The 14,014-nt window shown below is 31.2% G+C and carries 15 protein-coding genes; 7 read left to right on the top strand and 8 right to left on the bottom strand.

What is annotated here, in order from left to right; translation table 11 throughout:
- Positions 1 to 22: 22 nt before the first annotated feature.
- Complete coding sequence (locus Q4Q40_RS16670) at positions 23 to 1,273, bottom strand: hypothetical protein (RefSeq protein WP_303303068.1); 1,251 nt, start codon at positions 1,271 to 1,273, stop codon at positions 23 to 25.
- A gap of 303 nt (positions 1,274 to 1,576) precedes the next feature.
- Between Q4Q40_RS16670 and Q4Q40_RS16665 the strand changes: the two genes are divergently transcribed.
- Positions 1,577 to 2,083, top strand: coding sequence for a hypothetical protein (locus Q4Q40_RS16665; protein ID WP_303303067.1), 507 nt, complete (start codon positions 1,577 to 1,579; stop codon positions 2,081 to 2,083).
- 108 nt (positions 2,084 to 2,191) lie between these two features.
- Here the strand turns inward: Q4Q40_RS16665 and Q4Q40_RS16660 are convergent, their stop codons facing one another.
- The gene (locus tag Q4Q40_RS16660) at positions 2,192 to 2,737 is read right to left on the bottom strand and encodes a hypothetical protein (protein ID WP_303303066.1); all 546 of its coding nucleotides are present in this window, start codon (positions 2,735 to 2,737) and stop codon (positions 2,192 to 2,194) included.
- 76 nt (positions 2,738 to 2,813) lie between these two features.
- Positions 2,814 to 3,260, bottom strand: coding sequence for a hypothetical protein (locus Q4Q40_RS16655; protein WP_303303065.1), 447 nt, complete (start codon positions 3,258 to 3,260; stop codon positions 2,814 to 2,816).
- A gap of 510 nt (positions 3,261 to 3,770) precedes the next feature.
- On the opposite strand from Q4Q40_RS16655, the gene Q4Q40_RS16650 reads away from it, so the two are divergent.
- On the top strand, positions 3,771 to 4,847 hold the full coding sequence (locus Q4Q40_RS16650; RefSeq protein ID WP_303303064.1) for a DUF3667 domain-containing protein: 1,077 nt from the start codon (positions 3,771 to 3,773) through the stop codon (positions 4,845 to 4,847).
- Between the two features lie 208 nt (positions 4,848 to 5,055).
- Here the strand turns inward: Q4Q40_RS16650 and uvrA are convergent, their stop codons facing one another.
- Complete coding sequence (uvrA, locus tag Q4Q40_RS16645) at positions 5,056 to 7,839, bottom strand: excinuclease ABC subunit UvrA (protein ID WP_303303063.1); 2,784 nt, start codon at positions 7,837 to 7,839, stop codon at positions 5,056 to 5,058.
- Positions 7,840 to 8,078: 239 nt separating this feature from the next.
- On the opposite strand from uvrA, the gene Q4Q40_RS16640 reads away from it, so the two are divergent.
- Both Q4Q40_RS16640 and Q4Q40_RS16635 read left to right on the top strand, forming a co-directional pair.
- The gene (locus Q4Q40_RS16640; RefSeq protein WP_303303062.1) at positions 8,079 to 8,663 is read left to right on the top strand and encodes an RNA polymerase sigma factor; all 585 of its coding nucleotides are present in this window, start codon (positions 8,079 to 8,081) and stop codon (positions 8,661 to 8,663) included.
- 57 nt (positions 8,664 to 8,720) lie between these two features.
- Complete coding sequence (locus tag Q4Q40_RS16635; RefSeq protein ID WP_303303061.1) at positions 8,721 to 8,867, top strand: hypothetical protein; 147 nt, start codon at positions 8,721 to 8,723, stop codon at positions 8,865 to 8,867.
- A 26-nt stretch (positions 8,868 to 8,893) separates the two neighbouring features.
- On the opposite strand, the gene Q4Q40_RS16630 is transcribed toward Q4Q40_RS16635, so the two are convergent.
- On the bottom strand, positions 8,894 to 9,553 hold the full coding sequence (locus Q4Q40_RS16630; RefSeq protein ID WP_303303060.1) for an endonuclease III domain-containing protein: 660 nt from the start codon (positions 9,551 to 9,553) through the stop codon (positions 8,894 to 8,896).
- 34 nt (positions 9,554 to 9,587) lie between these two features.
- Here Q4Q40_RS16630 and bcp point away from each other — a divergent pair, with 34 nt between their 5' ends.
- Positions 9,588 to 10,040, top strand: coding sequence for a thioredoxin-dependent thiol peroxidase (gene bcp / locus Q4Q40_RS16625; RefSeq protein ID WP_303303059.1), 453 nt, complete (start codon positions 9,588 to 9,590; stop codon positions 10,038 to 10,040).
- A gap of 59 nt (positions 10,041 to 10,099) precedes the next feature.
- Here the strand turns inward: bcp and Q4Q40_RS16620 are convergent, their stop codons facing one another.
- Positions 10,100 to 11,557 carry a TonB-dependent receptor gene (locus Q4Q40_RS16620; protein ID WP_303303058.1) on the bottom strand — a complete coding sequence of 486 codons (1,458 nt, stop codon included), beginning with the start codon at positions 11,555 to 11,557 and terminating at the stop codon, positions 10,100 to 10,102.
- Between the two features lie 94 nt (positions 11,558 to 11,651).
- Between Q4Q40_RS16620 and Q4Q40_RS16615 the strand changes: the two genes are divergently transcribed.
- Both Q4Q40_RS16615 and Q4Q40_RS16610 read left to right on the top strand, forming a co-directional pair.
- A complete protein-coding gene (locus Q4Q40_RS16615; protein ID WP_303303057.1) occupies positions 11,652 to 12,413 on the top strand; it encodes an MBL fold metallo-hydrolase in 762 nt (253 codons plus the stop codon).
- Between the two features lie 204 nt (positions 12,414 to 12,617).
- The gene (locus Q4Q40_RS16610; RefSeq protein ID WP_303303056.1) at positions 12,618 to 13,118 is read left to right on the top strand and encodes a hydrolase; all 501 of its coding nucleotides are present in this window, start codon (positions 12,618 to 12,620) and stop codon (positions 13,116 to 13,118) included.
- Positions 13,119 to 13,121: 3 nt separating this feature from the next.
- Here Q4Q40_RS16610 and Q4Q40_RS16605 read toward each other — a convergent pair whose 3' ends face one another.
- Positions 13,122 to 13,490 carry a DNA topoisomerase IV gene (locus Q4Q40_RS16605; RefSeq protein WP_303303055.1) on the bottom strand — a complete coding sequence of 123 codons (369 nt, stop codon included), beginning with the start codon at positions 13,488 to 13,490 and terminating at the stop codon, positions 13,122 to 13,124.
- Between the two features lie 37 nt (positions 13,491 to 13,527).
- Entirely contained in the window at positions 13,528 to 13,926 is a 399-nt protein-coding gene (locus Q4Q40_RS16600) for a helix-turn-helix domain-containing protein (RefSeq protein ID WP_303303054.1), read from the bottom strand.
- Positions 13,927 to 14,014: the final 88 nt, after the last annotated feature.

Below are 14,014 nucleotides of genomic sequence, written 5' to 3'. Positions count from 1 at the left end.
CCAAACTAACCAACCAAAGTTGTTATGATCGTCTTCTACTAGTCGATCTCGTATTGTTATTACTAGATTTACTTTTACTTTGCGTAGCTCTTGTTTTGCTAATTTTCGAAGATCTATTAACACTTGTTCTTTGTGCTACTTTAGGCTTACTTTGAGTACGTTTCGTTACTTGTCTTGTATTTCTAGTATTAGTATTATTTTTATTATAGGTACGTGTATTTTGTACTTTTGGTTTTTGAGTAACAGCATTTCTACGTGTTACATTATTTGTTCTTGTACTACTAGTTCTAGGTTTTGTTGTTGACCTATTAACGCTTTCTCTAGTTTTTCTTGTATTATTTGCTTGTGCATAATTTCTAGTATTATTACGTCTAACAGTTTCTTTTCTATTAGCAATAGAGTTGCTTCTTGTATTTCTGTTTACAGTAGAAGTATTGCGTCTAGTGGTCGTATTTCTATTTCCTGTTGAATAATTTGTTCTAGAACTTTTATTAATAGTGCTATTACGTCTTGTATTGTTAGTTTGTGCAATACGTCCTCTAGAATTAGCTGTTTTATTTATTCTAGTTACGTTTCTAGTACTTCTGTTTACAGTAGCATAACGTTTATTTCTTGCTATAGTATTACCTCGTCTGCTAGCAATGGCTGTTCTGGGTCTGTAGTTATTATAAAATGGTCTATTATAAGTATAACGAATAGCTCTATAATGTTGTCTATAAGGTCTGTTGTAAACAACACAGTGATTGTAAGACGGCACACTGTAATAACGATGCCAAGGTCTGTAAACATAGCTTCTGTTATATATATTTATAAAACCAGAACAGTGAGAGAAACGATTGTATCGGTTGTAATGTACATATAAACTACCTACACGAGATATATACCCAAAGTTATTGTAATAAACATTTATATTTCCTACTTGACTAACACGTCCGTAGTCATCATAATAAATAGGTGTGTTTTCTATTTGAATAATAGCACCATACTCATCATACTGCACATAAGCATTATAGTCATATCCAGAATTGAAACTGAAATTAATATTTGGCGTTCCTATCGACACATTTACATTAGAACGTTTACGTTGTATATTAAAATCAAACTGTCCATCGCGGAACACTGAAAATTCTATACCGTTTTCAACAAATATGAAAGAGTTACCGTAACCTCTGTTATAAATAGATGTCGTATTAGAGTCTGTGTTAGTTGTAATTGCGTTAACAGTAAATCCTGTAAGGATCAAAGCTGCTAATAAGAATATAAACTTTTTCATAATAATTTGTTTTAATGGATGAATACGATTTACTAATTACAAACAGCGTGCCAAAAAATAACAATAACACATAAGGTATTGTAAATGAGTAAATAAACAGCTTTTGGTTTTTGTTAAATAAAATAACCATGTTGATTTTGTGGGAAAAATTAGCGAACTTTGCTAAGGCGATTTTATATAAAGTTGTTTGACTATATGACTACAATTTCAATAATATCTTTAATTCTTTCTATTCTAGGTGTTTTTCTTGGGGTTCTAACATTTTATCTTACTCAAGTTAGAAAAGCTAAGATTATCATATATATGGAAAAAAGAATTCGAATCGGTTATGCCGATGGAGGTGGAGGCTTTCAGTTTTATATCCCTGTGACTTTCATTAACAAAACCCATCAAACTGGAATCATTTATAAGATTCAATTGATGGTTAATGAGATTTCGACACCTGAAAAGATTTATAAAATTGACTTAGCAAGATTTTCTAAAATTGATGAGCAATCCAATCGATTTCTAGACAATGAATTACCACATGCAATTACGGTAAATGGAAAATCAAGTGTTAATAAGCTTTTACGATTTAGTTGGTGGAATGCTTCTCAACCAAGGTTGATAATTGATCAGCCTAGGTATGTTCTCACCTTTAATTTTTGGACAACAAATAAAACGAAACCTATACAAATTAAACACGACCTTATTTTGAATAAGAAAATAATTGAAGAGCTAGAGCGGTTTAGGGTGCAAAAATCAGCATCGTCGATAGGAGTTCCTCTTGATGGTGAATCGCCTAATAATGAAATAATAAGAAAAGTATGAAGAGTAATATTGTGTAAAAATGTAAATATAAAATAGTGTTTAAGCCATTAAAAACCCCGAAACATCCATATAGAGTGTTTCGGGGTTTTTATTAACTAAATAAAAAAATTAAGTATTACTTCTTCGGTATTTTTTCACTTTGCCATAGTGGTTTACTCGACCATGGGTATATATAATTTTGCCCTTATGATTATAAGCAACTCTTAATCCGCCTACTTGACTTAATGTACCTTTTTTGTAATTGTAATCTATATAAATAGAACCTGCTCGTGTAATTTTACCATACCTGTCGTAATTTAAAGACACATTGCCAATACGTTTTACTTTACCATTTCTATAGCGAGAAACAGCAACGTATTTTTTGTTAGAATTATAAGAGTTACCATTTATTGTATTTACAGAACGTTTTCTTGAATTCCCTTTGTAATATGAATTGCCATAATAAGTATTATTAGCATTTGTTTTAAAATCAAAGCTTCCGTCAGGAAAAATTAAGAACTCAATACCGTTTTCTACAAACACAATGGGTTGTACATTGCGGTGGCGCTTTCTAATATTTAAATTGTTTTCTGATTCTTGGTGGTTTAACTCTGTTGCGGATGCAGTTGTTAATCCTATTAACAAACCTGCAAATAATAATATTAATTTTTTCATAATTACTAGGATTAATTATTTTGCCTACTCTTTAGTTTTTCGGCTTTCGCTATCAATATTTTATGTGTAATAAACATTAATTAAATTCATCATAAGAATGAATGGATTTCATTATTTCTTCGTAAAACAAAACAGCAGTAACTAATCTATCTGTATCCGAATACGGTAAAATCGCTTTTTGAAATTCGATGGTATTTTCTACATAGCTATCGGTGTTTTCTATTTGATTTTCAAGTGCTTTTCTATTGTCATTACTATTAGGAATGCCTAAGGTAGACATGGTAACACCTGGTTTTGTAGCAAAAGCTATGTAAGGTAATATGTTAGTTAAAACTTCAATTCTTTCTACATACAAATTCAACAATTGACCTTTTTGCATACGTTTAAGTTCTTCATTGTCGTGATATTTTTTTATACCTACGCTATTACTTATGATACTTTTTGGGGTCGCTTTTTTTTGAGCAAAACTAGAGGCTGCAATTAAAAAAAAGCAAATACTTAATAGGGTAATTTTAGTTTTCATGATTATGGGTTGTATTATGCCTACTCTTTAGCTTTTCGGCTTTCGCTATTTGCATAGTGGCTTTCAATTTGCGTGCCAAAAATGCAACAACTTGATTGTTAAGGTTTTGCGGAGTGTGATTGTTTCGAACAGAAATATAACCCACTTAGTTTTATTGAAAATTGTTTTATTTTGTATGAGGGATGCCTCAATTTTTACTATCCTTGATGAATTTTCAATTGTTTGTTCATTCAGAGCACAGCGAAGAATCTTTATTATTAATCTCTAAAGATTCTTCAGTCATAAGCTTCGCTTATATCTTCAAACAAAATATATTTTGTTTTCGATAACCTTCTCAATGACACCTCTATTACGTCATTTCATCCTCTAGTTAAAATTTTTATCTGATGCTTCATTTCGAGATGACTAACGGCTTGATTGTATTAAAAATAATGGAGTCATTTTAGCTTAATGAGAAATCACATTTTAGTATTATAAAAATCCCTATTTTTATAAAAATCAATCACCTTAATGGAGAACCAGCCAGAAACTTGTAAAAATTGCGAAAATCAATTTGAAAAAACTTTTAAATTTTGTCCGCATTGTGGTCAACAATCAAAAGAAGACCTTACTGTTGGCTTGCTCTTTTACAATACAATAAGTAATTATTTTTCTTTTGATGCTCGCTTTTTTAAAAGTTTTTTGCCTTTATTATTTAAGCCTGGATATTTATCTGAAAAATTTATTGAAGGTAAACGACTAATGTATTTGCATCCTGCACAGCTTTATTTATTTGTGTCGGTCGTATTTTTCTTTTTGCTTTCTATAACGGTAGTTAGAAAGCAAGTCCAGGATTTTGATACAGCTTTAAAGAAAACATTTGAAAAGCCTTTAGTTTCTGATAGCACAAAAATTAAAGCGCAACAAGTTTTGGATTCTGTAAATCTAGATGATATCTTATTACCTCTTAAGAAGGAAGGTGTTCTTGAAATGAAAGAGGCAGAGATTAAAACACTCGATTCTATAATTAAAAACAGCGTCAACAATACTAAAAATATAAATACTACATTTGATTTTGATGAAAAAAAAGTAGACTCTTTAATAGCAATTGAAGCTTCAAATAAAGACATCTATAAAGCTATGGGTATGACTGATGACGCTTCGTTTATCAAAAAAAAGTATTACGAACAAAGCTTGAAATTTTACAAACAACGTAATGGTGGTCAGATACTTCAAGCTGTGTACGATACGATACCTATTTCCTTATTTATACTTTTGCCTATTTTTGCATTTATTTTAAAAGTATTGTTTTATAAACGAGGTTCTTACTCACATCATTTAGTGTTTAGCTTTTACTTTTTTTCGTTTTTGTTTACTGTTTTTAGCTTAATACTTATCGCAAATTACTTTTGGAGTATTCCTAATTGGATAGATTGGGGATTAGTATTGTTTACCTTTTTCTATTTGTTAATTGCGGTAAAACGATTTTATAGGCAGGGGTGGTTCTGGAGCTTTTTTAAAACAGGTTTAGCTACGTTTACTTATTTTACTCTTGTTATACCAATAGCTATAGTGCTTTTGATGTTGTCGTCATTTTTATTTTACTAGTCTGCGCTTATTGTGCGGCAGGAAAACTCAATTTTGAGAAGTCTGTAAGACGCATTCGAAATTGCAAGTTAAACCTGTCTTTGCCGGCTACGGTGTACCCACAAATATTAATACTATATAAAAGTAGACACTAATTTCACTAATTTTCCTGCCTACCGGCAGATTTCAAACCTGTAATCCTGCTAAAAGTGAGGTCTTTAAAAAACAGTTAAAGTTTTTCTTTTAAATATTTTCCAGTTTCTGATGCTTCTACTTTAATGATGTCTTCCGGGGTTCCCATAGCAATAAGGTTTCCACCAGTTTCACCACCTTTGGGGCCTAGATCGATAATATAATCGGCACATTTGATTAGTTCTAAATTGTGTTCTACAACAATAATAGAGTGACCATTTTCTATAAGAGCATTAAAAGATTTTAAAAGTTTTTTAATGTCATGAAAATGCAGACCTGTAGTAGGTTCGTCAAAAATAAAAAGAGCTTTTTCTTTATTATTGCCTTTACCTAAAAAAGTTGCTAATTTTATACGCTGTGCTTCACCACCAGAAAGGGTGGAAGAACTTTGTCCTAGTGCTACGTAACCCAAACCAACATCTTGTAGTGGCTGGAGCTTATTTTTTATTTTTGTTATCTTTTGAGTATCAAAAAAATCGATGGCATCATCTATAGTTAAATTTAAAATATCATCTATATTTTTATCTCCAAAAGTTACCTCAAGTACTTCTTTTTTAAAGCGTTTCCCTTTGCAGGTTTCACATTCTAAATGAACATCTGCCATGAATTGCATTTCAATAGTTACTTCACCTTCGCCTTTGCAAGTTTCACAACGTCCGCCATCTACATTAAAAGAAAAATGTTTTGCTTGATAATTTCTTATCGTACTCAATTTCTGTTTTGAAAACAAAGCTCTTATATCATCATAAGCTTTAATGTAGGTCACAGGATTGGAACGCGAGGAACGACCAATAGGGTTTTGATCTACAAATTCAATATGTTTGATATTACTAAAATTGCCTTCTAAACTTGTAAATTGCCCTGGTTTATCCCCAAAATCGGTTAGTTTCTTTTGTAATACTGGGTGTAGTATTTTTTTAACTAATGTGCTTTTTCCACTACCAGAAACTCCAGTAATAACGGTTAGCATGCCCAACGGAAACCGAACATCGATGTTTTTTAAATTATTTTCACGAGCGCCTTTAATGTCTACATAGTATTTTGAGGTTCTCCGTTTTTTTGGTACTTCAATTTTTAGTGATTCATTTAAATATTGAGCTGTTAAAGAATTTGATGCCAGAATATCTGCATAGGTACCATTTGCAACTACATGGCCACCAAGAGTTCCGGCTTCAGGACCAATATCTATAATGTTATCTGCAGCTATCATAATATCCTCATCATGCTCAACAACAATAACTGTATTTCCTAAATCGCGCAACGATTTTAATACAGAAATTAATTGTTCGGTATCTTTAGGATGCAAACCAATACTAGGCTCATCTAAAATATACATAGAGCCTACTAAACTACTGCCTAGAGAGGTTGCTAAATTAATACGTTGACTTTCACCACCAGATAAGGTATTTGATCTTCTGTTTAATGTTAAATAGTCTAAGCCTACATTAGCAAGAAACAATAGCCTGTTATTAATTTCCTTTAAAAGTCTATTAGCAATTTGCGTATCATGGTCATTTAATTCTAACTGTTTGAAGAAATTTGCTAATTTATCTAAAGGCATTTCAACTAAATCGGTAATTGTAGCACCGCCTATCTTTATGTAATTAGCTTCAGTACGTAAACGCTTACCGTTACAAGCTTTACATGTTGTTTTTCCGCGGTAACGGGACAGCATAACCCGGTTTTGAATTTTATATGCTTTAGATTCTAATTCTGCAAAAAACGTAGTCAATCCTTCAAAATATTCGTTTCCGTTCCAAATAAGTTGTTTTTGAGCATCGCTTAATTCAAAATAGGGCTTATGTATAGGAAAATCGAATTTATGAGAATTATTAACGAGTTGATCTCTGTACCAACTCATGCTTTCTCCGCGCCATGGAAAGATCGCATTTTCATAAACAGATAAACCAGAGTTAGGAATTACTAAATCATCATCAATACCAATAATATCACCATAACCTTCACATTCTGGACAGGCACCGTATGGATTATTAAAGCTAAACAGATGCACATTGGGTTCTAAGAAATTAATACCATCTAATTCAAATTTATTACTAAAAACACGTTGTTTATTATCATTTAAAGTTTCTATAATGCATGCGCCTTTACCTTCAAAAAAAGCAGTTTGTATAGCATCTGCCAATCGGTTAAGGAAATCTTCTTCATTCTTAATAATAATCCTATCGACGACTAATAGTATGTTTTCGTTTTTTGGAATCTTCTTAATGTCATCAATACGAGTCACCGAATCTTTTATTTTAACTCTGGAGTAACCTTGTTGCTGTAGAGCTTTTAGTTTATTTTCCATACTACGATCTTCTTCTAAATGAATAGGAGCGAGGAGTAGCAACTTTTCTCTTTCAGGAAATGTTTTTAAATAATTTAAAACATCTGTAACGGTGTCTTTTTTAACTTCGTCACCAGAAATGGGTGAGAAGGTTTTACCTATTCTAGCAAACAGCAGCTTGAAGTAATCGTAAATTTCTGTAGTGGTGCCAACGGTTGATCGTGGATTTGTTGAGTTTACTTTTTGCTCAATAGCAATAGCAGGAGCAATCCCTTTTATGTAATCTACTTTTGGTTTATTTAACCTTCCTAAAAATTGACGCGCATAACTTGATAAACTTTCCACATAGCGCCTTTGTCCTTCTGCATATAAAGTGTCAAAGGCTAAACTCGATTTTCCAGATCCCGATAAACCAGTAATAACCACTAACTTATTTCTAGGAATCACTACATCGATGTTTTTTAAATTATGCAATTTAGCACCTTTAATAATGATATTTTCTTTGGGGTTTACATTCAGGATGTTAGTGTTCATAGGCTTTTTACAGGAATAATTTCGCAAAGATACTATAACTATTTCAGCTTAAAAAATGCATTGTTTTTTAAATAAATATTAAAAAAATGATTAATTCTTGTTTTTTAGGGATGTTTGTTCTTATATTTGAATTCATTTAATCTAATAATAAATAAACATTTGCCTATAGCAGAATATTACTTTTAAATATGTAACCCCAAGCAGAGAAGTTCTCTTCGATGCACTAAAAAGTAATTATTATGCAAAAAGAACTTGTTTCAGATGCTAACTTAGTTAGTAACTATATTAAAGGCGATGAAAGTGCTTTAGAAATTCTTATCACAAGGCACAAACAAAAAATTTATAGTTTTATTTATTCAAAAGTTTACGATAGAGATGTCACAGAAGATATCTTTCAGGACACTTTTATAAAAGTTATTCGAACGCTTAAACGTGGTACTTACAATGAGGAAGGTAAGTTTTTACCATGGGTGATGCGTATTTCTCATAATTTGGTTATTGATTTTTTTAGAAAAAACAAAAGAATGCCAAAATTTGATAATGCAGGAGAGTTTAGTATTTTTTCAGTACTTAGTGACACTAGCTTGAATGCTGAAAAAAGTATTATTAAAGAGCAGGTTGAAAACGATGTGAGACGTTTGGTAGAAGAGCTTCCGGGAGATCAAAAGGAAGTATTGTTGATGCGTATTTATAATGATATGAGTTTTAAAGAAATATCAGATAGAACAGGGGTTAGTATTAACACTGCTTTAGGAAGAATGCGTTATGCTTTAATAAATTTAAGAAAAATTATAGATAAGCATAATATTGTTTTAACGAATTAATACAATAATGTAAATTTTGCTACGTTAGTAATTTGTATTAATCCTTAAATTATTAAAATGGCAAAAATTTACCCTGGAAATTCTATTAAAAATTTAAATGGACATGAACCAAAAGAAGAAACAATTAAATTTCTTCTAAATTACTCTAAGGCTTTAAGTGTTATAAATTATAATAAATTGAAGTTTGAAGCGCTTCTAAATTAAGTTTCCAAAAAGTCCTAATAGTTATATTAGGACTTTTTTAATTTATTATATTCATCTACAACAGATTTTCTTCCAATTGTTTTAGTAATAACATCTTTATCTAATTTCCAGCCTCTAGCTGGTGAATATTCTCTGCCATACCAAATAATTTGGAGGTGTAAATCGTTCCATAATTCCTTTGGAAACAATCTTTTTGCATCTTTTTCTGTTTGCACAACATTTTTTCCATTGCTTAAATTCCAACGATACATCAATCTATGTATATGTGTATCTACAGGAAAGGCGGGAACACCAAAGGCTTGAGACATAACCACGCTAGCAGTTTTGTGTCCTACGGCAGGTAATTTTTCTAAGGCCTCAAAGCTTTGAGGTACTTCGCCGTTGTGCTCTTCTATAAGTATTTTTGATAAACCGTGAATCCCTTTGCTTTTCATAGGAGACAAGCCAACTGGCCTTATGATATCTCTTATCTCTTCAACCGAAAGTTTGACCATATCATATGGATTGTCTGCTTTTTCAAAAAGTAACGGTGTTATTTTATTAACCCTAACATCGGTACTTTGTGCAGACATTAACACTGCTATTAATAAGGTGTACGGATCTTTATGGTCTAATGGAATTGGTATTTCTGGATAAAGTTCACTTAAAGTTTTAATTACAAAATCTACCTTTTTTTCCTTAGTCATAAGTTGTATTTTTGTTAAAAACAAAGTTAGTACTATGAAGACATTAAAACAAGGTGATGTGGTTCCAAATTTCTCTACCAATGATGAACAAGGAAATACTATTACTTTAAGTGATTATAAAGGGGAAAAGCTCATTGTATTTTTCTACCCAAGAGCGAATACTCCAGGTTGCACCGTTGAAGCTTGTAATTTGAGAGATAATTATGAAATCTTAAAAGCAGAAGGGTATAAATTATTAGGTGTAAGTGCAGATACTGAAAGGAAGCAATTAAATTTTAAGAAAAAATTCGATTTCCCTTTTCCTTTATTAGCAGATGTAGATAAAACTGTTATTGATGCTTTTGGAGTTTGGGGTCCAAAAAAGTTTATGGGTAGAGAGTTTGATGGCATCCATAGAAAAACATTTATTATTAATGAAAAAGGTATTGTTGAGCGTGTGATCGACAAGGTGAAAACTAAAGACCATGCCGCTCAGATATTGGAATAATAAAAAAGCCTTCTTGAATTTTCAAGAAGGCTTTTTTACTTAAATTGTGTAAGTTATCTCTATTTACGTTTAGTTAAGGTTAAAGGTTTTCTAGTGTAACCAAACAAACGATAATCCTTAATTAAATCTGCAGTGCCTTCTGGTACCATATCTTCCCAGCCACGTTCACCATCAGTTATCATACGTAAAATTTCACGAGAGAAAATATTCATGATAGTCGTGTCGTAACCTTCAATATCAATCACTTTTCCGTTGTATTTAAAGAATTTATACAATTCTTTCATACGTGGGTATACTTTTAAGTTTTCACTAGTAATTAATTCTCCGTTCTCATCTAACATCGGGTATAGGTAAACTTTTAAATCTTTGAAAAATAATTTACCAAATGCTTCAAGAATGCCACCACTTATATGACGGTAGTATTTTTCATCAAAAATATCAACCAAATTACTAACCCCCATAGCTAATCCCATTCTAGCTTTTGTATAGTTTGAGAAATACTCAACAACTTTAAAATATTCTTGAAAGTTAGAAATCATCACAGATTGCCCCAATGAGCATAATAAATCTGCTCTATCTATAAAATCTTGTTCATCAATTTCTCCCTCAGCCCTTAAATTGGATAATGTAATTTCAAAAACGACTACAGTTTTATCTTTATCAACTTTGTTTTCTTCTATAAACATATCATATGATTTCTCATACATAGCCATGTTAACCTTAGTAACAGGTCTAAAGCTTCCACGTAAAGCTAATATGTTTTTTTTATAAAAAACTCTTGCAGGAAGCACATTAGTTCCGTCTGGACCAAATACTACCGCATCCGTCATACCATTTTTAACAAGTTGTAAACTCATTAATCTGTTATCAATATTTTTAAACGCAGGCCCAGAAAAGTTGATTGTATCAATTTCTAATTGGTCTTTATCTAAATGATCGTATAAATAACGTAGTAATTTTTTTGGTTCGTTATGTTTATAAAAGGCACCATAAATAAGATTGGTTCCTAATACACCAAGTGTTTCTTGTTGTAATCGAGCATCCGTTTCTTTAAATCTAAGATGCAAAATAATTTCATTATAGTCTCCAGTAGCTTCAATTTGATATTTAATACCAACCCATCCGTGTCCTTTAAATTGTTTTGCAAAATCTATTGTGGCAACAGTATTGGCATATGTGAAGAATATTTTATTCGGATGTGTTTCACGAGTTAGCCTTGTTTCCATGAGCTGCATTTCGTGAGTAAGCATCTTTCTTAAGCGAGCTTCTGTAACGTATCTTCCATCTTCTTCAGCGCCATAAACAGCATCACTAAAATTCTTATCGTAAGCAGACATTGCTTTCGCAATAGTACCTGAGGCACCTCCAGCTCTAAAAAATTGACGACAGGTTTCTTGCCCCGCTCCAATTTCAGCAAAAGTTCCGTAAATATTTTCATTCAAATTAATACGAAGTGCTTTTGTTTTTAACGAAGGAATATCCGCAAATTCTTTATCACCTTTTATGGTTATTTCCATATTATCAAACTGGTTAGTTTCTATAGTTACAAAGGTATCAAATATGTATAGCAAACAAAAAAATAACGCTATTTTTGTGTAAAACTTAATATCATTGAAAATAACTTTTCTCGGAACAGGAACATCACAAGGAATTCCAATAATTGGAAGTAAACATCCTGTCTGTTTAAGTACAGATTTAAAAGATAAGAGATTACGTGTTTCTGTTTTAGTAGCATGGGATGATTATAAATACGTTATAGATTGTGGTCCAGATTTTAGATATCAAATGTTAAGAGCTAAATGTGATACTATTAACGGTATTGTTTTTACTCATGAACATTCTGATCATGTATTGGGATTGGACGACATTAGACCGTTTTATTTTAAACAAGGTGATATTTCTATTTATGCACACAAACGCGTATTGAAATCTTTACGGAAGCGATTTGATTATATTTTTGCTACTAAAAATAAATACCCAGGAGCACCAACGGTTATTAGTAATCGAGTAAAAAACAAACCATTTAAATTAAAAAACTTAGAAGTAATACCTGTAAAAGGTTTACATGATACCTTACAGGTTTTTGGATATAGATTTAATAATTTTGCGTATTTAACAGATATGAAAACCGTTTCTGATAAAGAGATAAAAAAAATAAAAGGTGTCAAAGTTTTGGTGATTAATGCTTTAAGAATAGCTCCGCATCGTTCGCATTTTAATTTAGAAGAAGCATTACAGTTTATTGATAAAGTAAAACCCGAAACAGCCTACTTAACTCATATAAGTCATTTACTTGGATTTCATGAGGAGGTAGAGAAAACATTGCCAGAACATGTTTTTTTAGCTTATGATGGTTTAGAAATAACAATTTAAAATAAAAAATTTCTTGAAACCGATTATCTGAGGTAATCCACAGGAGTATTTCGTTAGTTTTATTTTGACCTCTGGGTCAAAAATCGAAAATTTTGTATTTTACCCCACCAAGAACTGCCGAAAAATGTAGTTTTGGCCTCTCCGAAGGAGAAGTGAATTAGAAACCCGCCCTATAAGGGTCGGAGAATTTTTAAATTAAAGTTTATGAAACAAAGAATTTTTATGTATTTGTTCGTTTTTGCGGCATTACTAGTTTTATTTCAATATGTGAATTCAAAACGGATATTTGAAGATCTTAATGGCAAGTTAATATCTCAAAAAGACACCTTAGAAAAGTACAAAGATTCGGTGGCCGTTTTGCAGGATGATGTTTTAGAGCTTTCACATTTTAATTTATATAGAAACGAAGATGCTATTAGTTATTTTGAAAATGATGGCTACGATGTATCTGAACTAATTCCTTTTATAAAAGATGAGCTTTACAAATTAAATGAAGTTAAAGGAGATCACCCTATAGTGCCTTATGCAGCGAGTACAGGTAGAAAAATGTTAATTAATACAGTAAAGACATTAAATCATAAATGGATAATTGCTGATTTTTCGGATGGTGAATATTGGGGAGAAATCTTTTTGACTTATGAAATAACAGAAGAAAAACAACTTAAATTCAAATTGGTTGAGTCATTCTTATATCCATTTGATTGATACTTATTTAATTTTATAAGCAATACCCTTTTGTTTTTTTGTTTCTCCTACATAAGAATATTCGAAAGTATATGAAGAATCTGTTGTGGTTAAAATTTTTAAATGAATATCTTTTCGTTCTGCCATGTTCTTAGGCTTAATTGTTTTAAATATAACTTCACAATTGTTGATCCAGCGTAACTGAGACGAATCTATCTTATTATTATAAGTTTCGACCTGTAAAGCTTCCGAGCGCTTAAATTTAGATTTAAATAATTCGTCATTAATTATTACTTCGCTATAAAACTCACCTGTTTTATAATCTTTACAATCACGAGCAGTTTCATAACAACTAACAAAGCTTAATAGTAGAATTAGTAATAGAAATTTCATAGTATATATTTAGGCGCAAATTTACTAAAGAATACTACTAGTTCTGGTAATTTTTGAAACTTCCGTCAGAATAAAAAATAACAATACGTTCAATAGTCTTTTTATCGTTAGATATATCAAATGGCAATTCTTCATTAAATGGTAATTCTTTATTAAAAGAGCTTGGATCTATTTTTTGCTTAATCTCTTTAATCTCTTCTGGTTTACTTTTCGATAAAAATTCTCCCTTACCATTTAGTAGCCAATACAAATCTACCTTAGGGAAAGCATAAAGGATTTTTAAGATAAAGTCTAAGCTAGGTTTATTTCTGCCAGATAAGATATGGGATATACTAGAGCGTTGTACGCCAATTTTTTCCGCAAAGGAGGATGCAGATTCCCCATAGTGATCCATTACTTTCTGCAGTCGAATTACAAAATCTTCAATGTTTACCATTGTAAACAGTTTAAAATTAATAGTTTTACAAATGTAACAATATAACTATTGAAAACAGTGTTTTATTGTATATTAGTGTAATAAAACA

Origin of the sequence: Flavivirga jejuensis, from assembly GCF_030540765.1 — a bacterium.
Lineage (GTDB): Bacteria > Bacteroidota > Bacteroidia > Flavobacteriales > Flavobacteriaceae > Flavivirga > Flavivirga jejuensis.
Note: the sequence above shows the minus strand (reverse complement) of the source record. Positions and strands in the feature narration are given on the sequence as shown.